20 protein-coding genes are annotated in these 23,504 nt (G+C 70.2%); 10 read left to right on the forward strand and 10 right to left on the reverse strand.

Translation table 11 applies throughout. The features are described 5' to 3' along the window. Positions 1-28: 28 nt before the first annotated feature. From rnpA to FHU34_RS33500, 8 genes are all read left to right on the forward strand, one after another. A complete protein-coding gene (rnpA, locus tag FHU34_RS01425; protein WP_145778328.1) occupies positions 29-445 on the forward strand; it encodes a ribonuclease P protein component in 417 nt (138 codons plus the stop codon). Continuing rightward, positions 442-738 (forward strand): membrane protein insertion efficiency factor YidD, encoded by a 297-nt coding sequence (yidD, locus tag FHU34_RS01430; RefSeq protein ID WP_145778329.1) that lies wholly within the window; start codon positions 442-444, stop codon positions 736-738. The genes rnpA and yidD overlap by 4 nt, the downstream gene beginning before the upstream one ends. Then, positions 735-1,724: a membrane protein insertase YidC gene (yidC, locus tag FHU34_RS01435; protein ID WP_145778330.1), complete on the forward strand. Its 990-nt coding sequence runs from the start codon at positions 735-737 to the stop codon at positions 1,722-1,724. The genes yidD and yidC overlap by 4 nt, the downstream gene beginning before the upstream one ends. A 212-nt stretch (positions 1,725-1,936) precedes the next feature. Continuing rightward, a complete protein-coding gene (locus FHU34_RS01440; protein WP_145778331.1) occupies positions 1,937-2,560 on the forward strand; it encodes a Jag family protein in 624 nt (207 codons plus the stop codon). A 118-nt stretch (positions 2,561-2,678) separates the two neighbouring features. Further along, a complete protein-coding gene (rsmG, locus tag FHU34_RS01445; protein ID WP_145778332.1) occupies positions 2,679-3,410 on the forward strand; it encodes a 16S rRNA (guanine(527)-N(7))-methyltransferase RsmG in 732 nt (243 codons plus the stop codon). Between the two features lie 255 nt (positions 3,411-3,665). Next, positions 3,666-4,967 carry a ParA family protein gene (locus FHU34_RS32785; protein ID WP_145778333.1) on the forward strand — a complete coding sequence of 434 codons (1,302 nt, stop codon included), beginning with the start codon at positions 3,666-3,668 and terminating at the stop codon, positions 4,965-4,967. 27 nt (positions 4,968-4,994) lie between these two features. Then, positions 4,995-6,011 (forward strand): ParB/RepB/Spo0J family partition protein, encoded by a 1,017-nt coding sequence (locus FHU34_RS01455; RefSeq protein ID WP_145778334.1) that lies wholly within the window; start codon positions 4,995-4,997, stop codon positions 6,009-6,011. Between the two features lie 1,225 nt (positions 6,012-7,236). Continuing rightward, positions 7,237-8,229, forward strand: a complete 993-nt coding sequence (locus FHU34_RS33500) for a hypothetical protein (protein WP_244311879.1) — start codon at positions 7,237-7,239, stop codon at positions 8,227-8,229. Positions 8,230-8,529: 300 nt separating this feature from the next. Here FHU34_RS33500 and FHU34_RS01465 read toward each other — a convergent pair whose 3' ends face one another. Further along, positions 8,530-9,534 (reverse strand): D-alanine--D-alanine ligase family protein, encoded by a 1,005-nt coding sequence (locus FHU34_RS01465; protein WP_145778335.1) that lies wholly within the window; start codon positions 9,532-9,534, stop codon positions 8,530-8,532. 7 nt (positions 9,535-9,541) lie between these two features. Then, positions 9,542-10,855 carry an aminotransferase-like domain-containing protein gene (locus tag FHU34_RS01470; RefSeq protein ID WP_145778336.1) on the reverse strand — a complete coding sequence of 438 codons (1,314 nt, stop codon included), beginning with the start codon at positions 10,853-10,855 and terminating at the stop codon, positions 9,542-9,544. A 296-nt stretch (positions 10,856-11,151) separates the two neighbouring features. Here FHU34_RS01470 and FHU34_RS01475 point away from each other — a divergent pair, with 296 nt between their 5' ends. Beyond that, entirely contained in the window at positions 11,152-11,817 is a 666-nt protein-coding gene (locus tag FHU34_RS01475) for a GNAT family N-acetyltransferase (protein ID WP_088987047.1), read from the forward strand. 36 nt (positions 11,818-11,853) lie between these two features. Here FHU34_RS01475 and FHU34_RS01480 read toward each other — a convergent pair whose 3' ends face one another. The 7 genes from FHU34_RS01480 to murJ all read right to left on the reverse strand — a co-directional run bounded on the left by FHU34_RS01480 (position 11,854) and on the right by murJ (position 20,219). Continuing rightward, positions 11,854-13,017 carry an N-acetylmuramoyl-L-alanine amidase gene (locus tag FHU34_RS01480; protein WP_145778337.1) on the reverse strand — a complete coding sequence of 388 codons (1,164 nt, stop codon included), beginning with the start codon at positions 13,015-13,017 and terminating at the stop codon, positions 11,854-11,856. Between the two features lie 156 nt (positions 13,018-13,173). After that, positions 13,174-13,497, reverse strand: a complete 324-nt coding sequence (gene trxA / locus FHU34_RS01485; RefSeq protein ID WP_088987049.1) for a thioredoxin — start codon at positions 13,495-13,497, stop codon at positions 13,174-13,176. A 31-nt stretch (positions 13,498-13,528) separates the two neighbouring features. Then, on the reverse strand, positions 13,529-14,479 hold the full coding sequence (trxB, locus tag FHU34_RS01490; RefSeq protein ID WP_145778338.1) for a thioredoxin-disulfide reductase: 951 nt from the start codon (positions 14,477-14,479) through the stop codon (positions 13,529-13,531). Positions 14,480-14,662: 183 nt separating this feature from the next. Continuing rightward, positions 14,663-15,649, reverse strand: coding sequence for a hypothetical protein (locus FHU34_RS01495; protein WP_145778339.1), 987 nt, complete (start codon positions 15,647-15,649; stop codon positions 14,663-14,665). Next, positions 15,646-16,362, reverse strand: a complete 717-nt coding sequence (gene sigM / locus FHU34_RS01500) for an RNA polymerase sigma factor SigM (protein WP_145778340.1) — start codon at positions 16,360-16,362, stop codon at positions 15,646-15,648. Before sigM ends, FHU34_RS01495 begins: the two co-directional genes overlap by 4 nt. Before the next feature lie 43 nt (positions 16,363-16,405). Next, positions 16,406-18,016 (reverse strand): protein kinase family protein, encoded by a 1,611-nt coding sequence (locus FHU34_RS01505; RefSeq protein ID WP_145778341.1) that lies wholly within the window; start codon positions 18,014-18,016, stop codon positions 16,406-16,408. A gap of 445 nt (positions 18,017-18,461) precedes the next feature. Then, the gene (gene murJ, locus FHU34_RS01510) at positions 18,462-20,219 is read right to left on the reverse strand and encodes a murein biosynthesis integral membrane protein MurJ (protein WP_145778342.1); all 1,758 of its coding nucleotides are present in this window, start codon (positions 20,217-20,219) and stop codon (positions 18,462-18,464) included. A 126-nt stretch (positions 20,220-20,345) separates the two neighbouring features. Here murJ and FHU34_RS01515 point away from each other — a divergent pair, with 126 nt between their 5' ends. Beyond that, positions 20,346-21,806 carry a CCA tRNA nucleotidyltransferase gene (locus FHU34_RS01515; protein WP_145778343.1) on the forward strand — a complete coding sequence of 487 codons (1,461 nt, stop codon included), beginning with the start codon at positions 20,346-20,348 and terminating at the stop codon, positions 21,804-21,806. A 151-nt stretch (positions 21,807-21,957) separates the two neighbouring features. Here the strand turns inward: FHU34_RS01515 and FHU34_RS01520 are convergent, their stop codons facing one another. Continuing rightward, entirely contained in the window at positions 21,958-23,490 is a 1,533-nt protein-coding gene (locus FHU34_RS01520) for a flotillin family protein (RefSeq protein WP_145778344.1), read from the reverse strand. Between the last annotated feature and the right edge of the window lie 14 nt (positions 23,491-23,504).

A 23,504-nucleotide genomic window follows, 5' to 3' on the forward strand; every position in this document is an offset into this window, starting at 1 on the left:
CGGGCCGGTCCAGGGGACGTGGGCAGTCGTGCTGGCCGCCGCACAGCGACTGCGGCGCAGCACTGACTTCGCCGCAGCGGTTCGTGGTGGCCGGCGCGCCGGGCGTGGTGCCGTCGTGGTCCATCTGACCGTGCCGGTGATCGCCGACCCCAGCACACCTGCCTCGCCGGAGCCGGTGCGGGACAACAGTGCGGAGCAGCTCTCCGTACCGTCCCGTGCCGGCTTCGTCGTGTCCAAGGCCGTCGGTAACGCGGTGACCCGTAATCGGGTCCGGCGTCGACTGCGCGCGCTGGTCCGGGAACGGTTGGTCGACCTGCCGTCCGGCAGCACCCTGGTCGTCCGGGCGCTCCCCGCGGCGGCGCAGGCGTCGTACTCTCGGCTCGCCACCGACCTGGACGCCGCCCTCGCGGTCGCCCGGTCACCCCGCGAGCGGCGGCCTCGATGAGCGACACCGGGCAGACCGGCGCACGCCCGTCGACAACCGGTGCCAAGGTGCTGATCGCGCCCATCATCGCGTACCGTCGGTGGATAAGTCCGGCACTGCCGGCCCGCTGTCGGTTCTACCCGTCGTGCAGTGCTTACGCCCAGGAGGCGGTCGTGCGGCACGGCGCGCTCCGGGGAGCCGTGCTGGCGGTCCGGCGGCTGTTGCGCTGCCACCCCTTTCACCCTGGTGGACATGACCCGGTACCGGAGCCGGGCGGCCGCCGCCGCGCTGATGTGACTGGAGCCCCGAATTGAGTCTCGACTGGATCTACTACGCGATTTCGTGGATCCTGCTGACCTGGCACTCTGCCTGGGACGCCATCGGGGTGCCCGTCGGCGCGGTGATCGGCACCAACTTCGCCTGGATTCTGGCGATCATTTTCCTGGTGGTCACCGTCCGGGTGATCCTGTTCCCCGTCTTTGTCAAGCAGATCAAGTCCCAGCGGGCCATGCAGGCACTCCAGCCCAAGGTCAAGGAGCTGCAGGAGAAGCACAAGGGTGACCGGGAGACGCTCCAGAAAGAAATGATGGAGCTGTACAAGAAGGAGAAGGCCAACCCGCTGATGGGTTGCCTTCCGATGTTCCTTCAGATCCCGGTCTTCCTCGGCCTCTTCCACGTGCTGCGCCGCCTCGACCCGGACAAGCAGAACAAGACGCTGTACGGCTGGACCGCCGACCAGTTCCAGAGCGCCTCGCAGGCGAAGCTCTTCACCGCCCCCATCGCCGGCAAGTTCGGCTCCACCGCCGACGAGCTGGCCAGCCTCGGCGCCAACGGCACCACCGTCAAGGTCATCGCCGGTGTCCTGGTCCTGGTCATGATCGCGACCACCTACCTGACCAGCCGTCAGATGATCCTCAAGACCGGTTGGGCCGAGGACCCGCAGCAGCGGATGATCCAGCGACTGATGCTCTACGGCATCCCTGCCTCGCTGCTGATCTCCGGCGCGATCTTCCCGATCGGTGTGATCATCTACTGGGTCACCAACAACCTCTTCACCCTTGGCCAGCAGCAGTGGGTGCTGCGGAAGTTCCCGCCGCCGGTGACCGCCAAGAAGGCCACCGCCCCCGCCGCCAGCCGCAACCCGGTGCAGCCCGCCAAGTCCGGTGGCCTGTTCGGTCGGGGCAAGACGGCTCCGGCGGCGCCGGTCAAGGCCGCCGCTCCCAAGGTGGCCGGGCCGAAGCCGGGTGCCAAGCCGATGAACAACCCGAAGAAGGGTCGCCCCGCCAAGCGGCAGGGCTGACCGGCAAGGGCCGCCGCCGGTGAACCGACGGCGGCCCGTTCCGCACCGCGCAGCCGCCGCATGGCCGGCGCCGGACGGAACCGACCGCGCGCCGCGCGGCCACGGGCGACACTGCCCGTACAGACGTGCCCGTGGGCACCGGCGACCTCCCGCCGGCCCCGGGAAACCAGTCGGACCCGACGGTCCGGCCGAGCGAGTACGGAGATGAGACCGTGACCGAGACCAGCATCCCCCGCACCGAGCAGCCCCTGGACGAGGAGGAGACCGCGACGCTCGCGGTGGACGGCGACGACACCGAGGACGACGACGACACTGAGGCGGACGACGACACCGACACCGCCGCGTCCGGCACCCGGTCGAAGAAGGCCGTCGGCGAGGGCGACCTGTTCCGGCAGAGCGAGATCGCGGCCGACTACGTCGAGGGGCTGCTCGACATCCTCGACTACGACGGCGACATCGACGAGCTGGTCGCCGCGGGACGCCCCATGGTCGAGGTGGTCGGCGAGCGTCTGCAGAACCTGGTCGGTCAGCGCGGGGCCACCCTTGAGGCCCTCCAGGAGCTGACCCGCCTCGCCGTCTTCCGGCAGACCGGCACGCCGAGCCGCCTGCTGCTCGACGTCGGCGGCTACCGGGCGAACCGCCGCAAGGAACTCGCCGCCGTCGCCAAGAACGCCGTCGAGAAGGTCAAGGAGTACGGCGAGCCGGTGCGCCTGGACGCGATGTCCGCGTTCGAGCGCAAGTGCGTGCACGACGTGGTCAACGCCATGTCCGGTGTGGCCAGCGAGTCCGAGGGTGTGGAGCCGAACCGGCGCATCGTCGTACGGCCGGCGGACTGACCGGGTGACCCACGACGACAACACGGCCGACGCCGTGTCCGGCCCGGGCGGTACGCCGCCCGGGCCGTCGCCTGTCCGACCGTCCACTCCGGACACCGACGCTGCTGGATCCGGCACCGTGCCTTCACCGGACGACGCGGCCCTGCCGCCCGAGTTGGCACCGGCCGCGCTGACCCTCTTCGGTGACCGTCTCGACCTGGCTGCCGCCTACGCCGAACTGTTGGCCACCGACGGGGTCGTCCGTGGCCTGATCGGCCCTCGAGAGGCGCCCCGCATCTGGGATCGTCACCTGCTCAACTGCGCCGCGGTGGCCGAGCGCATTCCGTCCGGCGCGACGGTGCTCGACGTCGGGTCCGGCGCCGGTCTGCCGGGGCTGGTGCTCGCCATCGCACGGCCCGACCTCACTGTCACCCTGATCGAGCCGCTCGCTCGGCGCACGTCCTTCCTGATCGAGGTCGTCGAGCAACTCGGCCTGGCGAAGACGGTGCGCGTGTTCCGGGGTCGGGCCGACGAGGCGGCCACCGGGTCGAGCGGCCGGAATCCGATCAGCGGGGACGTGGTGACCGCCCGCGCCGTGGCCCCACTCGATCGGCTGGCGGCGTGGAGTCTTCCCCTCGCTGTGCGGGGCGGCCGTCTGCTGGCACTGAAAGGGTCGTCCGCCGTTGCGGAGATCGAGCAGCACGCCGAGGTGGTGACGCGGCTGGGTGGTAGTGAGCCGACCGTGCACCTGTGTGGCGTCGACGTGATCGATCCACCCACCACCGTCGTGGAGATCGTGCGCGAGCGGATGGTCGGCCCGCGTCCAGTGGCGAGCAAACGCGACCGGGGCAGTCGCTCCCGCCGACGCTGACACTTTGCGCCATCGGGCTTCCGGCCGGTGGGTTGCCTCGTTGTACCGGTACGGATGGACGAGGAGATGAGAACCCGACGTGGACCGGCCGCGCCCGTCCGCCGTAGGCTGACCGCGCGTCGATAGTGTGGAGCGGTCGGTGGACGTCGTGGGTTTCCGACCGCTCCCGAGGGTCACACGCTCCGGGTTGCGAGCGTGGTGTGGCCAAGTTGACCGGGGCGCGGACCGACCATCCGAAGCGGGCAGGGATGACAGGTGCATGACGACGGCAGGTACGACGATCCACACGTGACTGGGGCGACCAACGATCCCGTTTCACGTGAAACCGACTACCCGAGCTGGTCTCCCAGCGCGACCGGGTCAGGAGAAGGCGATCCGCCGGCTTCACGTGACCACCGCCCGGGGCCGGAGAGCTCGTCCCCGGAGCCTGCGAGCGTTCGTCGGACCTCGGAGGGGCTGAGCCGACCGGTCAACGCCGCCGAGGTGCGGTCGAGCTCGGGGCGTCGCAACACCGCCGCGGCGGTTCGGTTCGAGTCGGCGGTTCCGCACCAGCCCACCGCGGCGGCTGTTCCGGACACGGCGTCGATGGTCACCGAAGCGCCGGTCGCTTCGACCGAGTCGTTGGCCGCCGTGGCCGCTGACCCCACGTACGTTTCACGTGAAACGTCGACGCGCGAAGAGGATGACCCACCGTTGGCTATGGAGGCGATGCGCGCCGTGCAGATCCTGAATCCCAGTGGCGAGGTGACCATGCCTCGACCGGACCGGACCCGGGTCATGTGCGTCGCCAACCAGAAGGGCGGCGTGGGTAAGACCACCACCACCGTCAACCTTGCGGTGGCGCTCGCCCTGCACGGCAACCGGGTGCTCGTGGTCGACCTTGATCCGCAGGGCAACGCCTCGACCGGGCTCAACGTCCCGCACCACACCGGCATCCCGGACGTCTACGACTGCCTGATCAACAGCGTCCCGCTGGTGGAGGTGGCGCAGGCGGTCGAGGGAATCCCCAACCTCTGGTGCGTACCCGCGACCATCGACCTGGCCGGTGCGGAGATCGAGCTGGTCTCGGTGGTGGCGCGTGAGTCGCGGCTGGACCGCGCCATCGCCGCCTACCCCGGCCAGTTCGACTACGTCTTCATCGACTGCCCACCCTCGCTCGGCCTGCTCACGGTCAACGCCCTGGTGGCCGCGCAGGAGGTGCTGATTCCGATCCAGTGCGAGTACTACGCACTGGAAGGACTCAACCAGCTGATCAACAACATCAACCTGGTACGCCAGCACCTCAATCCGAAGCTCGACGTCTCCACGATCCTGCTGACCATGTACGACCGCCGTACGAGGCTGGCCGACGCCGTCGAGCAGGATGTCCGGAACCACTTTGGTGACAAGGTCCTCCAGGCGGTCATCCCCCGCAACGTCCGGGTCTCCGAGGCACCGAGCTACGGCCAGTCGGTGATGACCTACGATCCCGGTTCGCGGGGAGCAACGAGCTACTTCGAGGCCGCCCAGGAGATCGCCGAGCGAGGCGTCAAGGAGCCGGTGGGCCGGAATGCGTAGTGCGGATGAGTCGTTGGGAGGCGTGGCATGAAGAACCGTCCTCGGGGCGGTCTGGGTAGGGGCCTTGGGGCGCTGATCCCGACCGGACCGGCGCCGGATGCCGCCGGCACCGCGACGGCTGCTGAACCGGACAACGAGCAGGAGGGGGCAGCCGCCACAGCCGCCGCTCCTGCGGTGTCCGTCGGGGTGCCGATCCACGAACCGGAGCCCACTCTCAGCCCGGTACCGGGAGCACGCTTCGCCGAGATCCCGGTCGACGCGATCCTGCCCAACCCGAAGCAGCCCCGTCAGGTCTTCGACGAGGAGGCACTGGAAGAACTCAAGACGTCGATCCAGGAGGTCGGCTTCCTCCAGCCCATCGTCGTCCGCCAGCTCGACGACGAGAAGTACGAACTCGTCATGGGTGAGCGGCGTTGGCGTGCCGCCCAGGCGGTGGGGCGGGAGAACATCCCGGCGATCGTCCGGGACACCCGTGACGACGCCATGCTCCGCGACGCGCTGCTCGAGAACATCCACCGGGCCAACCTCAACCCTCTCGAAGAGGCCGCTGCCTACCAGCAACTGCTGGAGGAATTCGGGGCCACCCACGAGGAGCTGGCCCGCCGGATCGGCCGGAGTCGCCCACAGATCTCGAACACGATCCGGCTGCTGAACCTGCCGGCTCAGGTGCAGCGCCGGGTGGCAGCGGGGATTCTGTCGGCTGGGCATGCCCGTGCACTGCTGAGCCTGGACGAGGCAGAGGCGCAGGAACAGTTGGCGTTGCGCATCGTGGCCGAGGGCCTGTCGGTCCGGGCGACCGAGGAAATCGTGGCGCTGACGCTCAACGACGGGTCTGCCAAGAGCCAAGCCGCGAAGCGCCGCCCGAAGGCACACGCGCCAGCCTTGAACGATCTCGCCGACCGGCTCTCCGACCGCTTCGACACCCGGGTGAAGGTGGACATCGGTCGGAGCAAGGGCAAGATCACGATTGAGTTCGCGACGGTGGACGACCTGGAGCGGATCGTCGGGATCATCGGAGTGCAACAGGAGGAGGGTGAGGGCTGACCTCTCCTCTCGCTGACGGCCGCGCTACCCACCGGGGTGCGCGGCCGTTCTGTATCCACTCGCCGTTTCACGTGAAACGGCGAGTGGATCCCGGCTGGCGACTAGGCGGCTGGCGGACGGTGCCCGCCTGCTCGGTCTCGTCCGGGTCCCCGACGAGGCGCGTTCGCGTTCGCCCGGCAGGTCATCAGTTGCCGGCAGGAGCAGCAGCCAGCAGTCGAGCGAGGTTAGGCCTTCACTGTTCCTGCGGAGAGCGCTGGGCGGTCGTTGTGGCTCGCTGGTTCGCCGGCTGTGTGCTTGCTCCGCACTGATGGGGGCGCTCGACGGACGAGTCGATCGTGAGCAGTCCGAGCCTCGACGCGGCCAGGTTCGTCGGATGCGCTGTTTCACGTGAAACGGCGACCGGCGAGGGCTGCCAGGCGGGGCGATCCCAGCGGATGCTCTTGGGGCGTCCTGCGCACCGCTGAGCGGCCCGCTGCGGTCCCGGAGGGCCGTGGGGGTGGTTGCGGTCGACCGAGCTGTTCGGTGCGCCTCTCAGCCCCGCTGAGCGATCCGGCCGCGTGCCATATCGGTCGTCTGAGACTTTGCGCGCTCGATCACGGTTGAATTGACGATCCGGGCCACCGAAGGGGGGCCTGGCCGGAACGCCGATGGGACGCGTGCTGCCGTGCACGAGCCGTCCCCGCGCGACGGTATATAGACCTGTGGCCGCCGGCACTGAGCGCGTCGGCGAGTCGGGCGTGCGCACAGCTATCCCAACCCTGTGGATAACGTGCCCCCGGACTGCGCCCGCGAGACCTCCACGGACCTGAGGCGGACGTTCGGCTGATGATCGATTCAAGGGTGGCCGTACGCGTCCAGGGATCGCCGCGAGAACGAGAGACGCGCAGCACAGCACCAAAAAGGGGGTGTCGGCGAACAGTCGCAGCAGCCCTCTTCGGCGGTCTGCGGACAACGACCGACAGGCGGAAAAGTTATCCACACCGGTTTTCCACAGGCACCCTCTGTTTCACGTGAAACAGCGCGTGGGAGCGGGTGCATGCCTGTGGATGACGGCCCGTGTTCAGGATCTCGGCAGGCTGTGGATACCGGTCGACCAGAGGCCCGTGACCCGACGTGCCGGGTCGGCAACGGGTGCCGATTTGCTCTGTCGAGATCGATCGTTCAGATAGGGACACCGGTGCCAGACTCGGTTAGGGTCAGCGTCGTGCACGACACCCCTCCCTCAGTGCCGGACTTCACCCAGTGGCCGTCGTTCCCCTTCGAGGGTGACCTTCACGTGAAGCAACTCGATGATCCGGTCCCGGTCGAACCGCCCCGGAAGGGCGAGGGTCTCCGGGAATGCACCGCCTGTAACGCGCCCGACGACGCCTACATCTGGGTCGGGGAGCGGTGGCGGGTACGCGCCATGGACCGGCCGACCGGGCTGCCCATGGTGCTCATCCTCGAATCGCGGACGCACCTCGACCTCGGTGACCTGCCGAACCTGTTGGCTGCCGAGCTGGGCGTGATGACCGTACGTCTGGAGCGGGCCATCCGGTCCCTCGACGGCGTGGCCCGGGTGCACGTCAACCGGTGGGGTGACGGCTCGGCCCACCTGCACATGTGGTTCCTCGCCCGGCCCTACGGCCGCCTTCAACTGCGGGGCACCTTCCTGTCCCTCTGGGACTCGATCCTGCCGCCGATCTCCGAGGCCCAGTGGCGGGAGAACCTGGCGCTCGTCGCCGCCTGGCTCGCCGAGTTCGGTGGCCGCCCGCTCGCCGAGCCACCCCGCATCCAGTGGCAGGCGCCGTCCAGCCTTCTGGCTCAGTCGGCCGCGGCGGATGCCGCCGCCGCCGAGGCAGCCGCTGTCTCTGTCATCGAGGCAGCAGAGGAGATTCCCGAGCCAGCACCGGATGCCGCCGTCGACGTCGATGCGGCCCAGGGCGATACCGCATCCGCACCTGACGCGGTAGCGCTCGACGGGGACGCCGAAGCCGGCTCCGCCGCACCTCTCAGCGATCCGACGAGTGGATCCGATGAGCCGGCATCAGTCGACGAGGCGCCAGGCGGAACGCCGGCCGGCGCGCCGACGTTTGGCACCGCAACGTCGAGCAACCAGGCCTCCGACACGCCGACGCCCGGGATCGCCGGCACGGTGACGGCACCCGTCAACGCACGGTCTGTCCTCAACGACCCGGATGACGACGCCACCGACGACGCCACAAACGGCCGCCAGTAACGAGGCCATCCCTCTCACGCAGAGGACGAGTCCCCGCCCAACGGCCACCCCGGACATCGAACACAGCAGCATCAAGGACGCCGCGGGGCCGGCGGTCGATGCGGCGGCATTCGACGTCTCGCACCGCGACGCCTCGACGATCCACGCCCCGTGGTGCGCGACTGCCCACAGGGCCGGCAACGGCATCCGCGTGTGCCGACCATCAGGTCGGCACACGCGTTGTGGACGCGGCGCGTCCCAAGCAGATCAGGACACGGCGCTCCGCCGAGGAGATCAGGACGTAGGACGTTGCTGGGCAGATCAGGACGCGGCGAGGCGTGCCGCTGCGCGACCCACCAGCGTGCCGAGGAGGCGCCCGAAGTCCAGCCCTGCCGCCTGCACGGCGAGCGGCAGCAGTGAGGTCTCGGTCATGCCCGGCGAGACGTTGACCTCCAGCACGTGTGGCTGGCCGGACGCGTCCACGATCACGTCGACGCGGGAGAGGTCCCGCAGGCCGAGTGCGGTGTGTGCGGCGAGAGCCACGTCGGAGACCCTGGCGGCCACCTCCGGGTCCAGCCGTGCTGGAGCGTGCCAGGTGGTGCGGCCGGCCGTGTAGCGGGCCGCGTAGTCGTAGACACCGTTGCGCGGCACGATCTCCACCGGCGGCAACGCCTGCGGACCGTCACCGAGGTCGACCACGGAGACCGCGACGTCCATGCCGGCAACGTACCGCTCCACCAGTGCTGTGGAGTCGTACGCGAAGCAGCCGACCATCGCGGCGGGCAGCGCTGCGGCGTCCCTGACCACCGCGCCTCCGAGCCCGGACCCACCCTGCGCCGGCTTCACCATGAGAGGGAGGCCCAGCCGGTCGACGATCCGGTCCAGTACGGCGACCGCCCCGAGCTCGGAGAAGCGATCGTGTGGGAGCGCCACCCAGTCCGGGGTGGGGATGCCGGCTTCGCGGAGCACCGCCTTGGCGGAGGGCTTGTCCCAGGCGAGCCGGGATGCTCGGGCGTCACAGCCGACGTACGGGATGTCGCAGAGGTCCAGGACTCCCCGCAGTGAGCCGTCCTCGCCGGTGGCACCGTGCAGTGCGATCACCACGGCGTCCGGCGGGTCTGCGGCGAGCGCTGGTAGCAGCGCCACGTCGGCGTCCCGCATCTCGGCTTCCACCCCGACGGCACGTAGCGCGTCGAGCACCCGGCGGCCGGAGCGTAGTGACACGTCCCGCTCATAGGAGAGCCCACCCGCGAGCACCACCACGCGTAGGTCGGGCGAAGCTGCGGAATCGGTCACGAGGAGGCGCTCAATGGCGGTCGTACCCATGCCGGCATCATGCCAAGTCGGGCCCTGGCACGTCGGAGCCGGCCCGGCCGCGTCGGCCGGCGGTGCCACCCACGGGGCCGAAGACCCGTCGCATCGCGATCTCCTGCTCCATGACACCGGCCAGCCGGCGGACGCCCTCGCGGATCCGCTCCGGCGGCGGGAAGCTGAAGTTGAGGCGCATCGCGCCGGTGCCGGTGCCGTCGGCGTAGAAACCGGTGCCGGGCACGTAGGCGACCCGGGCGGCGATCGCCCGCGGCATCATGGCCTTGGAGTCGAGCCCGTCGGGCAGGGTGGCCCACACGAAGAGACCACCGGCCGGGGTGGTCCAGCTGGTGCCCTCGGGCATCAGGTCGGTCATCGCGTCGAGCAGGGCGTCCCGGCGTTCCCGGTAGACCTCGCGGTAGACCTTGAGTTGTTGCCGCCACGGCATCGTGCCGAGGTAGGTGGCCACGGCTGCCTGGGCGTAACCGCTCGGGCAGAGGATCTGCGCCTCGCTGGCGATGACCAGCTTGTCGCGGACCGCGTGCGGCGCGAGGATCCAACCGACCCGCAGCCCGGGGGCGAAGGTCTTGGAGAAGGTGCTGAGGTAGAACACGCCGTCCCGGCGGCGAGCCCGCAACGGTGCCGGGGCCTCGCCCTCGAAACCCAGCTGACCGTACGGGTCGTCCTCGACGACGAGCAGGCCGGCGCGCTCGCAGATGTCGAGCACCCGTTCCCGGCGCTCCTCGCTGAGCGTCACGCCGGCCGGGTTCTGGTAGGTGGGGATCGTGTAGAGGAACTTCACCCGGCGGCCGGCACGCGCGAGGTCGGCGATGGCCGCCTCCAGCGCCTCGGGGACGAGCCCGTCCTCGTCCATCGGTACGTGCACGACCTGCGCCTGGGCGGCCTGGAACACTCCGAGCGCACCGACGTACGTCGGCCCTTCGGCGAGCACCACGTCACCCGGGTCGAGGAAGAGCCGGGCGACCAGGTCCAGGGCCTGCTGCCCGCCCACGGTGACCACGACGTCCTCCGGGGAGGCACCGCACGCCGCGTCGATCCCGGAGAGCGACATGACCTCGCAGATCCGCTCGCGCAGCTCGAGGGTGCCCTGACCGATGCCGTACTGGAGGGTGCTCACACCGTGTTCGGAGCCGAGCCGGCCGAGCATCTCACCGACCGCGTCCAGCGGCAGCGCGGCGATGTACGGAGCGCCACCGGCGAGCGAGACGACCTCCGGGCGGCTTGCTACCGCGAACAGTGCTCGGATCTCCGAGGCGGTCATCCCGCGTACCCGCCGGGCGTACCGGTCGGTGTAGTCGTCGAGTGTCGTGCCGGTCATGACCTCACCTCGATCGCTGCTCGGGTGGCTCCCGCCCCGGGTACCCCACACGCCGGTGACCATGGCGGCGGGGCGCCGATTGTCGATCCTAGTCCGCCAGAGCCCCGCTGCCTGGGTGCCGAGACGGATCGACCACATGGCGGACCGTCCGCTCGCGTCCCCCGGTGCGGTGGGCATCTGCGCGTCCCCTCCCGCATCGCCGATCGGCGGCGTACGATCGCTCGTCGGGGGGCAGGAAGGCGGCGCTGTCGTTCCATGCCGGTCTCACCACCGAGCCTATTGTGGGGATGCGCCATATGTCGCGACGTCTGGTCAGCCTGACCCTCGACACGCTTGAGGACCTTCCCAGCCCGTGCCGGCAGTGCGTCTACTGGGAGCTCGATCCGGTCTCCGCTGACCGGGCCTGCGCTGCCGGTGATCCGGGCCTGGAGAAGGAGGCGTGGGTCTCCCAGACGCTGTTGGAGTGGGGTTCCTGCGGCAAGCTCGCGTACGTCGACGGCATGCCGGCGGGCTTCGTCATGTACGCTCCGCCCGCCTACGTGCCCCGTTCGATGGCGTTTCCGACCTCACCGGTCTCGGCCGACGCGGCACTGCTGATGACCGCCAACGTGGTCGCCGCGTTCGCCGGTGGCGGCCTGGGCCGGATGCTGGTGCAGGGCGTCGCCCGGGATCTCACCAAGCGGGGGATCAAGGCCATTGAGGCGTTCGGTGACGCGAAGTTCGGTGACGCCGACGATCCGTCGGGTGGCTGCGTGGCACCTGTCGACTTCTTCCTCTCGGTGGGGTTCAAGACAGTACGTCCGCATCCGCGGTTCCCCCGGTTGCGTCTCGAGTTGCGCACCGCGCTGAGCTGGAAGTCGGACGTCGAGTACGCGCTGGAGAAGCTGCTCGGGTCGATGAGCCCGGAAACTCTGCTCCGACCGGTTCGCCCCGCCCCGGCGACCCGTTCCACCAACGGCTGACGGTCGACCCGCCGGCGGGCGTCGGTCCCGCAGCGATCAGTCGATAACCGTGCCGGCGGCCACGACGGCCCGCAGTTCGCTGACGTCCAGCGAACCGGTCGGGACGTCCCGTTCGATCGGGTAGTACATCCGCTGCACCGCGGCGACGATCGCCTCCACCACACGGTCCCGGAACCGGGGGTCGACCAGGTGGGCGCGGTCCGTGGGTGAGGTGAGGTACCCGACCTCGACCCGCACGGCGGGCATCCGGGTCAGTCGCAGCAGTTCCCAGGTCTTGGCATGGGTACGGCAGTCCCGCAGTCCGGTACGCGCGACGATCTCCCGCTGCACGAGCCCGGCGAGGCGTTCACCGGTCGCCGAGGTCACCCCGTTGTCGGTGCCGTAGTGGTAGGTCGCGACACCTTCCGCGTCCGGGTTGGCGTGGCCGTCCAGGTGCAGCGAGATGAACACGTCGGCACCGAGCGAGTTGGCCAGCAGAGCGCGGTCCGTGTCCGGCAGGCACCTGTCGGGCGACGGTCCTCTGGTGAGCTGCACCCGTACCCCGGACGCGGCAAGTCGCCCCTCCAGGCGGCTGGCCAGGTCGTGCACCAGGTCCGCCTCCGTCCAGCGCAGCGACCCGTCGGGTACCACCATCCCGGGGTCGGTGCCCCCGTGCCCGGGGTCGATGACCACCGTCTTGCCGACCAGCGCCGGCCCGGACTGCCGGATGGCATCGGACTCGCGGAGCCATTGCGGGCGGCCACCGACGACCTTGCGGCCGATCCGGCGCAGCGCGTTCATGGTGTGTGGGCCGCAGGAGCCGTCGGGGGTGAGCCCGACCTCGCGCTGGAACTGCGCTACCGCGCGGGCCGTCCGGATGCCGTAGATCGAGTCGGCCCGGCCCACGTCGTACCCCATCTCCAGCAGCCGTTCCTGGAGCGACCGGACGTCCTCGCCGGTGAGCGGCTCGGGGACGGCGTGGTAGAGGGTGCGGGCGCCGAGCCGCCAGCGGGCGGCGTCCAGGGCACGCCAGGTCTCCGCACCGACCCGGCCATCCACGCTGAGCCCGCGGGACTGCTGGAACGCGCGGACCGCCCGCTCGGTGTCGAGGTCGAACTCGTCGGCGTGCGTCCCGGCGGCGGGGAGGAGTTCGAGGCTGAGAAGGATGGTACGGATCTCCGTGACCGCGGGTCCTCGGTCACCGGGTCGGATCGGACGCACGCACGACCCCCTCTGCACGACGCTGGCTGGCCGGGCGGCCTCGGCTTGAGGCTATGCGCTCCGGGGCGGCGAGGTGGCGGGCCAGGAAAAACAGCCGGGAGACGACGAACCCCGCACCCGGCGAGCGGGTACGGGGTTCGGTCGGTGTCCTGCTGGTCAGAGAGCCGACTGGATGAGCCGGACCAGCTCGCCCTTCGGCTTGGCGCCGGCGATCGACTGCACCGGCTGACCGTTCTTGAAGACGGTGAGCGTCGGAACCGACATCACGCGGTAGGCCCGTGCGGTCTCCGGGTTCTCGTCGATGTTGAGCTTGACGATGGTGACCTGGTCACCCATCTCGCCCGCGATCTCCTCGAGCAGCGGCGACACCTTGCGGCAGGGGCCGCACCACTCGGCCCAGAAGTCCACCAGAACCGGCTTGTCGGCCTGCAGCACGTCGGCGACGAAACTCTTGTCCGTGACCGCCTTGGTATTTCCCACTATGCCCCTCCTCCGGGATGTGTTCCTTGTTTCAGCCGAGCGTCGCGATGAACCGTTCGGCGTCGAGCGCGGCGGCACAGCCGGTGCCGGCCGCGGTGATCGCCTGACGGTAGGTGTGGTCGACCACGTCGCCGGCGGCGAAGACGCCGGGCACGTTGGTGCGGGTGCTGGGGGCGTGGACCTTGACGTAGCCCTCGTCGTCCAGCTCGACCTGGTCGCGGAACAGCTCACTGCGCGGGTCGTGACCGATGGCCACGAAGACGCCGGTCACGTCCATCACCTTGGTCTCGCCGGTGTGCACGTTGCGGACCCGTACGCCGGTGACCTTGCCGTCGTCGCCGAGGATCTCCTCGACGGTGCTGTTCCACTCGACCTTGATCTTCTCGTTGCTCAGCGCCCGATCGGCCATGATCTTGCTGGCCCGGAACGAGTCGCGGCGGTGGATGATGGTGACCGACTCGGCGAAGCGGGTGAGGAAGGTGGCCTCCTCCATCGCCGAATCACCGCCGCCGACGACCACGATGTGCTGGTTACGGAAGAAGAAGCCGTCACAGGTGGCGCACGCGGAGACACCGTGACCCAGGTATTCCTGCTCACCGGGCACGCCCAGCGGCCGCCAGGCCGAACCGGTGGAGAGGATGATGGACTTGGCCCGGTAGGCGGTCTCGCCGACCCAGACGGTGCTCACCGCGCCGGAGCCGACGTCGCCGGTGTCCACCAGCTCGACCCGGGTCACGTCGTCGGTGAGGAACTCGGCACCGAACCGCTCGGCCTGCTTGCGCATGTTGTCCATCAGCTCGGGGCCGAGGATGCCGTCGGCGAAGCCGGGGAAGTTTTCCACCTCGGTCGTGGTCATCAGCGCACCACCGGACTGCACGCCCTCAATGATCAGCGGCTTCAGGTTGGCGCGCGAGGCGTAGACCGCCGCCGTATAGCCAGCCGGCCCGGAGCCGATGATGATCAGGTTGCGGACCTCGTCCACTGCCGTCTCCCGAGTTGTGTGTGTTCGGCGTCGGCGTGAGCACCGATGCCGATCCGAGTTGCCGACGCCTGGGTGGGGCCGACAGCTGACTTCCAGAACGTCATCGTACGAACCGGGGATTCCCGAGCCGGGCATCCGGTGGGTCAGGTCACGTGGGCGGTCATCGCGCCATCGACCGTGGATTCACCCTACCCGCGACGAATACCGGCTGTCCGAGCCGGACCCTGGCACCCCGCACTCCGGGCCACTCACCCAGGCCCATCGGGCCCCGGTCGCGTCGGTGAAACGGATGACCAGTGCCGGCTCGCCCTGGAACCGGGCGTAGTCCAGCACGTCGACCACCAGCGGGCCGTTCCCGTGCTCCGTCGTCACCGTGGTCAGGCAGGTCTTCAGCGCGGCCTCGCCGGTAAGCCGGGCCAGTTGGTCCAGCCCTTCACTCACGGGACGCCGACTTCCACCGGCGTCCACCTCCGGCTGGGTGCCGGGCGTGTTGCCGGTCGCCCGGCTGGGGCTCGGCGCGCTCTGCATGGTGCCCTGCTCGTTGCCGAGGATCTGCGGGGAGTAGTCCGTACCGCTGCGTAGTGGCGGCCCGGTGGTGCGGGCCGGGTCGGCCCCCGCGACGCCCTCGGGCGCGCTGGCCGGCCGGTCGAGGGCGCTGGTGCCACTGGTGTCGCGCGAGCCGCTCCGGGACACCTGGGTGAGGCCGAGCGCGACCGCGACCACGGCGACCGTGACGGCGGCCACCGGTCGGCTGCGGCGGACCCACTCACGCCACCGCCGACCTGGCCCGGCGGGTGCCCGATGCCCCGACGTCGTGGGTGTGGCGGGCCGGCGCCCGGCCCGGCCCTGGGCCGGTACGACAGGTGGCGTGGCGGTGTCGCCGCGGTGCTCGGGCATGAGGTCGCCCGACGTCGGCTCCGCGGCCACCAGAGCGGCTGAGATGCGGTCGACGATCGCCTGCGGCATCTCCGGTGACGGCTCGGCCCAGCGGGCCAGGCTCGCGCGAACCTCCGTCAACGCGGGCGCCAGCTGTGCGTACGCCTCGACCCACGCCGGGTCCGTGGACACCAGCCGGGCGACTTCCTCCTGCTGCGGGGTGCCGTCCAACGCCCCGCCGAGGTAGTCAGCGAGGAGGTCGTTGTCGACCTCCCGGAACCCCTCGGTCGTCACGTGTCCTCCTGGTTGGCGTCCCGCCGGTACCGGCTCGACCTCGATCCGACGCCCTCTGCAGGGCCAGGGTTCCCCGGAGTGACGGCTGGCACGTCACCGCTCAGGCCCGTTGGATCCGGTCGGGGCGAGGGCGCGGCGGCCACGGCCGGGCGGAGATGGCCGAGCAGTACCGCCAGACGGGCCCGGCCCCGGGCACACCGGCTCTTCACGGTGCCCTCGGCGACGCCGAGGATGCGGGCGACCTCGGCGACCGGGTAGCCCTGGACGTCCACCAGCACCAGTGCGGCGCGTTGTTCGAGGGGCAGGGCGGCGAGCGCCTCGCGGACCACCAGCGCGGTGTCGTGGTCCGGTGCCGGGGCGGCCGGCTCGGGTCCGCCGACGCCCGAGCCGTCCTCGGCGCGGTTGCCGTCCGGCAGCGGCACTGTCGGGTGCGCCTGCCGGCGACGGATCCGGTCCAGGCAGGCGTTCACCACGATGCGGTGCAGCCAGGTCGTGACGGCGGAGTCGCCGCGGAACCGGGCCGCCGCCCGGTGCGCGGACAGCAGCGCGTCCTGGAGAGCGTCGGCTGCCTCCTCGCGGTCCCCGAGGGTACGCAGGGCGACGGCCCAGAGCCGGTCGCGGTGCCGCCGGAACAATTCAGCGAAAGCGTGCGGGTCGCCATCGACATGGGCACGCAGCAGCTCCAGATCGGTAGCTGCGGCGTGCCCGTCCATCACCACGTCCGGTCGAAGCAGTGCCAGGAGGAAGCCGTCAGGCTCACGACCCCTGGACCGTGATCTCCTGCACGCCCAGCTTGAAGCCACCCTCGGAAGGGGGCAGTTCGGTGATCCAGAACAGCAGGTACTGATATTTCTTGTCGGCGTCGAACCCGTTGAACGCCATGGTGGCGCCGTCGTGGTCCTCGAAGGGCTGCCCGATGAAGTCCGTGTAGTTGGCGACCAACTGCTTGTCGCCATTCGAGTTCGACGGCGGGTTGGTCGTGCCGGAGATGAGCCGGGCGGACGCGCCAGGGGCCGAGAGCACGGCCTGCACCGACTTGACGCTGTGCGGCTCGCCGAGGTCGAGCCAGACCCCCATGCCCTTTTTGAGGTTGCCGAAGTTGGGGCGGTCCCGGTACGTCTCGGTCTCCCAGCCCTTGTCCTCGTCACCGTCGATGACCTTCTCGGCCCCGCCGACCTCGCTGCGGTTCTTGCTGTCCGGGTCGATGATCCGGACGTTCTTCACCGCCAGCTTGCGCACCTCGTTGGCGGCCGGGGTGGCATCGCCGGCCGGTGCGCTGGACGTGGGAGCGGGAGGCTGGTCGGCCTGAGAGCCCTTGTCGCCGTCGTCGCCCAGGGTGCTGATCCCGATCAGGAGGCCGACCAGGGCGACCACCAGCAGACTGGCGATGCCCAGGGCGACCTTGCGCCCCCCGGCCGCAGCCAGAGGCGATGGCTCCTCACCGGTCTCGGCGGCGAACCGCAACGGCCCGCTGTTGTCGAGGTAGTGCTCCTCCTCGGCCGGCACGTCCAGACGGGCCAGCTCGGCGGCGAGCACGTCGGAGGACGGCGGAGCGATCTGGGCGTCGAGCAGATCCATGGTCAGGTCGTCCAGGTACGCCGGCACACCGGCCCGGACCTGGCGGGGTGCGGCGAGGACGCCCGCAGCGTCCCGAACGGCGTCGGGGATGGCGGCACGGCCGTGGCCGGCGGTGGCGCCCCGCAGCGGTGCCTCCGTGTGCGGCCAGTAGCCGGTCAGGGCGAAGTAGAGGACGCCGCCGACCGCCCGGATGTCGTTCTCCTGGCTGTCGGCGCCGTCGGTGCGGGCGTCCGCCAGGACGACGCGGCCCTCGTCACTGATCATGACGGTGCCGGGGTGGACGTTGCCGTGCACCATGCCGGTGGCGTGTACCGCGGCGAGCGCACTCGCGACGGCGTTGCCGATCGCGGTGGCGCGGGCCGGGTCCAGTGGGCCGTCGGCGGTCAGGTCCCGCAGGGACTGCCCATCCACCCACTCGCGGACCACGTACGCCCGATCGGCCTCGTCGATCGCGTCGTAGACGCCGACCAGGTTCGGGTGGATGACCCGGCTGGCCGCGACGGCGGCCTGAAGCATCTCGGTGGCGGAGTCGCCGCCCGGGTAGCGCAGCACTACCGCGACGGGACGGCGAAGGATGACGTCGACCCCGCGCCAGACCAGCCGACCCGCGCTGTCGTTGTTGATGTGCTCGACCAGTTCGTACCGCTCGGCGAGGACTTCACCGGCCGTGGGAGCACCGAAGGTCATGACCGGAGGAGCGCTTTCGTCCGCCTCCTGACCCTCGCCGACCTGGGTCACCCGTCCTCCCTCGGTGATCGTGTCGATCGATGGACCCGCACTGCTGGGCATGTGGCTTCCCGCTCTGCCGTTGAAGGAACCGGCCGACCGGTTTCGACGCGCAGCGTCGGCCCCTGCCGTACCCGTCGAGAGCGACCTTACCCGGGTTGCCCGTCTCCCCGACATGTCATCTTCCCGCCGTACCTGGCGGGTTCCCGGCAGTCGGAGAAGTCGTCCGGTTACGACCGTTGTCAGCCACGTTGCTGGCACATGTACTAGCTAATCTACGGCTTCACCGCAAGTGACCGACGCCGGGGCTGGCCTGGTGCGATGCTCCCAACAACTGAGCTGTTCCCGCCGATCGGCCTGCCACGCTCAGCCATACGGTTGGTTATCCACAGCCTGATGCGGTGGTTGACCGGCGAAACGCGGAGTTATCCACAGGTGCATCCCCAGCCTGGTGATCCGCAGTGACGATCTGTATCTGTGCCAACTTGTTGTGATCTGTTGTTGACGATCAGCGACCGAGGCGACGTCGGACCATGCCGACCACCTCGGTGATCTCACTGATCCGCAGCACCATCGCCAGACCCAGGTAGGTCCCCGCGATCACCGCGCCGCCGATCACGAGCTGGACGATCGCCTGGAGGCGGCTCGGCGTAGCGTCGCCGGGGAGCAGCTTCACGACGATCAGGCCGACCAACGCGGCGCCGAGCGCCGCGACCAGGACACGACCGCCGGTCCGCATGATCTCGCCGAGGCCGATGCGCCCGACGCGGGGGCGGAGCAGCCAGGCCGATCCGATGGCAGCCGCCAGGTAGGACACCGCGTTACCGATCATCATTCCGGCGCCGGCGAAGCTCGCCGAGAAGGCCGCGAAGAGCACGATCTGCACGCCGACCCGCAGGGCCACCACCGGAATGTTGATCAGCGCGGGGGTGCGGGTGTCCGGCAGCGCGTAGAAGGCGAAGGTGAAGAGCTGGCTCACCGCGAACGGGACCAGCGCCAGCGCGGCGGCGAGCAGCACGACGGAGGTGGCGGTGGCGTTGTCCTCGGTGAAGGCGCCGACCCGGAACAGCGTGAACGCGATAGGCGTGGCGAGGACGGCGTAGCAGACCGCGATCGGAGCGAGCACCGCCGTGACCGTGCGGGTGCCACGGGAGAGGTCGGCGGCGAGGTCGGCGTACCGGCCGTCGGCGGCGGCGGAGCTCATCCGCGGCATCAACGCCGTGATGATCGAAACGGCGATGATGCCGTGCGCCGTCATCAGCAGGAGGAAGACGTTGTTGTAGATCAGTGGACCGGCTGCGTTCTCCTTGCCCGCCCGGTTGAGCAGGTTGAACAGCACGATCAGGCCGACCTGGCTCACCGCGACGTAGCAGATCATCCACGCGCCGAGCCGGCCCAGCTCACGCAGCCCGAGGGCGCGGAAGTCGAAGCGCAGCTTCCAGCGGAAGCCGACCTTGCGCAGCGCCGGAAGCAGGCCGGTCGCCTGCACCGCGACACCGACCAGGGTGCCGCCACCGATCAGGATGATCCGGCCGGCCGTCATGTCCTCCGGCTGGACGATCTTCGCGCCGAAGATGGCGATGTAGAGGCCCGCGGTGCCGATGACCACCAGGTTGTTGAGGATCGGCGCCCACATCGGGGCGGCGAAGTGACCCCGGGTGTTGAGCACCGCGCTGATCAACGCGGAGAGCCCGGAGAAGAAGATCATCGGCAACATCAGGTACGACAGGTGCCGGACCAGCTTGGAATACGCCTCGGTCGACTCGCTGCTGCCGTACAGCCAGGTCAGCGGCCAGGCCAGAGCCACCGCCAGGATGGCCGCCGCGCCGAGCGCCAGCACCGCGAGGGTGAGCAGACGCTGGGCGTACGCCTGGCCGCCGTCGACGTCGGCCTTGCGTCGACGCACCAGCACCGGGATCAGCACGCTGGTGAGGACGCCGCCGAGCAGGAACTCGTAGACCATCCCGGGCAGGATCTGCGCGGTGGTGTACGCGTCGCCGACGAGCGCGCCGCCGAGGGCCGCACCGATGACGAGGTTGCGCAGGAAGCCCGTACCCCGGCTGACCAGGCTGCCGACCGCCATCACCGCGCTGTTCGTGGCCGCGCTGGCCTCCGCGACCTGCTCCTGCGGTGGTGCGGTCGACTCCAGGGCCGGCTGGTTCAGCGGCTCGGCCGAGATGAACGTGGCGCCGTCTCCCGGACGTACGCCGGCTCCGGGCCCGCCATCCTGCGCGGCGTTGGCGCTGCGGTAGAGCCCGCCGCTCATCTCCAGCCTCCCAGGGGTACGTCGGGTCGGACAACGACCCGCACGCCACAGACCATAGTCAACCCCCACCCGTTACCCGCGCCCGGCGGATCGGATCACACCCCGGCCCGATAAGCTGGCGATCCCATGTCCGAAGCCTCCGCTCCACACGCCGCCGACCGCCGCGAACTCACCGCCGCGCAGCGCAACGCCGTCGCCGAACTGCTCCGGGTTTCCCCGGTCGCCGACGAGTTGGGCCGCCGCTTCGTCCGCGCCGGTCACGAGTTGCACCTGGTGGGTGGTTCGGTACGCGACGCGCTGCTCGGCCGACTCGGCGACGACCTTGACTTCTGCACCGACGCGCACCCGGATGAGACGCTGCGGATCCTCAAGGGCTGGGCCGAGTCGATCTGGGAGACCGGTCGGGAGTTCGGCACCATCGGCGCGCAGCGCGACGGTCTCCGGCTGGAGATCACCACCTTCCGCGCGGAGTCGTACGACCAGGTCAGCCGCAACCCGGTGGTGGTCTACGGCACCAGCCTCGACGAGGACCTGAAGCGGCGCGACTTCACCATCAACGCGATGGCCGTCAGCCTGCCGGAACACCGGTTCACCGATCCGCACGGCGGCCTGGACGATCTTTCGGCCAAGGTGATCCGTACCCCGAGCACCCCCGGCGAGTCGTTCGGCGACGACCCGTTGCGGATGCTGCGGGCCGCCCGGTTCGCCGCCCAACTGCGCTTCGCCGTGCACCCGGACGTGCACCGGGCGATGACCGAGATGGCTGCCGACCTGGACCGGATCACCGCCGAGCGGATCCGCGACGAGTTCACCAAGCTGCTCTGCGGCGCCGACCCGATCACCGGTCTGCGGCTGCTCGTCGACACCGGGCTGGCCGAGCGGTTCCTCCCGGAGCTGACCGGGTTGAAGCTGGAGATCGACGAGCACGCGCAGCACAAGGACGTCTACGAGCACACCCTGACGGTCGTCTCGAACGCCGTCTCTTACGAGGACGAGGGGTGCGACTTCGTCCTGCGGATGGCCGCCCTTCTGCACGACGTGGGCAAGCCGGCGACCAAGGCTGTCGGGTCCGACGGTCGGGTCAGCTTCCACCACCACGAGGTGGTCGGCGCGCGGTTGACCAAGGCCCGGATGAAGGCCATGCGGTACCCGAAGGAGATCACCGCGAAGGTGACCGCGCTGGTAGCGCTGCACCTGCGCTTCTACGGGTACGGGCGGGGTGAGTGGACCGACTCGGCGGTGCGCCGCTACGTGGCCGACGCCGGTGACCTGCTGCCCCGCCTGCACAAGCTGACCCGCTCGGACTGCACGACCCGTAACCGGCGCAAGGCCGCGCAGCTCGCTGCGGACTACGACGCGCTGGAGGACCGGATCGCCCGGATCGCGGCCGAGGAGGATCTGGCCCGCGTCCGCCCCGACCTGGACGGCAACGCGATCATGGAGCTGCTCGGCGTGCCGCCGGGGCCGGTGGTGGGTAGGGCCTGGAAGCACCTCAAGGAACTGCGCCTCGAACACGGCCCGCTGGACCGCGACGCCGCCGAGGTGGAGTTGCTGCGTTGGGCCCGCGCCGAGGGCCTGGTCGACTAGCTCCAGCAGGCCCGCCGTCTGGCCTTGATCGACTCGGTTTCACCGAAACCGGGGTGTCCCGGTCGCCAGGACTCCCCGGGTTTCTAGGAACCCGAGTCGATCAGACGGGCGCCGCGCCCGAACCGGGAGCGGCGCCCATCGGCGTACAGCGTCAGCGCGTCTCGACTGCCGTACCGTCCACGGCCGCGCCCTTGCCGGTCGAGGCGCCGTTGCCGGCCGGCGTCGACGCCGAGCCGAGCCGGGCCAGCAGGCCGGCCAGGTCGATCCCGGTCAGGTCACTGCCGAGCTGGAGCCCCTGGGCCACGTTGCCGGCCACCGACTTCGTCAGCGACGACGCACCGTCGGTGGAGATGACAGTCATCTTGTCGATCGCCCCGATCGGGGCGCTGGCCGCCTCCACCACCTGCGGCAGCACCTTGACCAGCAGGTCCAGAACCGCCGCCTCCCCGTACGCGGCGAACGCCTCGGCCTTGCGCGCCATCGCGTCCGCCTCGGCCTCACCCTTGGCCAGGATGGCCGCCGCCTCTGCCTGACCCTCCCGCTCGACCGCCTCGGCGATGGCGGAACGCCGACGCTGCTCGGCCTCACCCTCCTTGGCGCCCTCGATCGCGTTCGCCTCGGCGAGCGCGGCACGTCGGGCCCGCTCACCCTCACCGGTGAGCCGTGCCTGTTCGGCGGAGGCCTGCGCGGCGGCGATGACCGACTGCCGCTGCGCGTCCGCGTGCAGCACCGCCGCGTTACGCGACGCCTCCGCCTCCTGCTCCACCTTGTACCGGGCCGCGTCGGCCGGCTTGCGTACCTCGGTGTCCAGTTGGCGCTGCTTGAGTTCGGCGTTGCGCTCGGCGACCTTCTGCTGCTCGGAGAGGATCGCCTGGTCCCGTTCCGCCTGCGCGAGCGGGCCTGCGGCGGCGGACTTCGCCTTCGCCGCGTCGATCTCGGCCTGGATGCCGGCCTGCTTGAGGGCCAGGTTCCGGTTCGCCTCGGCGATGGCCTCCTCGGCGAGCAGGCGCTCCTGCTCGGCCTGCTGTCGGGCCCGCGCCTCGGCGATCGCCGCGTCCTTGAGCACCCGGGCGGCCTCCGGCCGACCCAGGTCCTGCAGGTAGGAGCCCTCGGCGAGGATGTCCTGGAGTTGGAAGGTGTCCAGCACCAGGCCCTGGTTGGTCATCGAGTGCTCGGCCTCCTCGGCCACGGCGCTGGCGAACGCCGCCCGGTCCCGGATGACCTCCTCGACGGTGAGCCGACCGACGATCGAGCGCAGTGCGCCGGCGAGCACCTCGCGGGTGAAGTTGTCGATCTCGTCCTGTTGGTGCAGGAACCGCTGCGCGGCGGCCCGGATGGCGTCCTCGGTCCCGCCAACCTTGACGATCGCCACGCCGTGCAGGTCGGCGCGGATGCCCTGCTTGCTCACCGCGCCCCGGATGCCGACGTCGATCCGTCGGCTGGACAGGTCGAGCGACTGGAGCTTCTGCACCACCGGCAGCACGAACACCGACGCGCCCAGCACGACCTTCTGCCCGGAGGTGTCTGTCGACCGTCCGCCGTCGGCGGTCTGCGTGGTGCGGCCCTTGCGACCGGTGACGATGAACGCCTCGTTCGGCCCGGCCACCTTGATTCGAGAGAGCACGAAGAGCACCAGGATGAGCACGAGGAGGACCGCGCCACCGATGGCGATTAACAGGGCCATATAAGGAGTCCCGT

It is taken from the genome of Micromonospora taraxaci, from assembly GCF_007830095.1.
Taxonomy (GTDB): domain Bacteria; phylum Actinomycetota; class Actinomycetes; order Mycobacteriales; family Micromonosporaceae; genus Micromonospora; species Micromonospora taraxaci.

What these genes read in the sequence shown, in the direction of transcription:
- FHU34_RS01470 (WP_145778336.1), bottom strand. Translation starts at nt 10,855, where the DNA reads ATGACCGGCACGACACTCGACGACTACACCGACCGGTACGCCCGGCGG.
- FHU34_RS01465 (WP_145778335.1), bottom strand. Translation starts at nt 9,534, where the DNA reads ATGGGTACGACCGCCATTGAGCGCCTCCTCGTGACCGATTCCGCAGCT.
- FHU34_RS01520 (WP_145778344.1), bottom strand. Translation starts at nt 23,490, where the DNA reads ATGGCCCTGTTAATCGCCATCGGTGGCGCGGTCCTCCTCGTGCTCATC.
- FHU34_RS01515 (WP_145778343.1), top strand. Translation starts at nt 20,346, where the DNA reads ATGTCCGAAGCCTCCGCTCCACACGCCGCCGACCGCCGCGAACTCACC.
- yidD (WP_145778329.1), top strand. Translation starts at nt 442, where the DNA reads ATGAGCGACACCGGGCAGACCGGCGCACGCCCGTCGACAACCGGTGCC.
- FHU34_RS01455 (WP_145778334.1), top strand. Translation starts at nt 4,995, where the DNA reads ATGAAGAACCGTCCTCGGGGCGGTCTGGGTAGGGGCCTTGGGGCGCTG.
- FHU34_RS01475 (WP_088987047.1), top strand. Translation starts at nt 11,152, where the DNA reads ATGTCGCGACGTCTGGTCAGCCTGACCCTCGACACGCTTGAGGACCTT.
- FHU34_RS01505 (WP_145778341.1), bottom strand. Translation starts at nt 18,016, where the DNA reads ATGCCCAGCAGTGCGGGTCCATCGATCGACACGATCACCGAGGGAGGA.
- murJ (WP_145778342.1), bottom strand. Translation starts at nt 20,219, where the DNA reads ATGAGCGGCGGGCTCTACCGCAGCGCCAACGCCGCGCAGGATGGCGGG.
- sigM (WP_145778340.1), bottom strand. Translation starts at nt 16,362, where the DNA reads ATGGACGGGCACGCCGCAGCTACCGATCTGGAGCTGCTGCGTGCCCAT.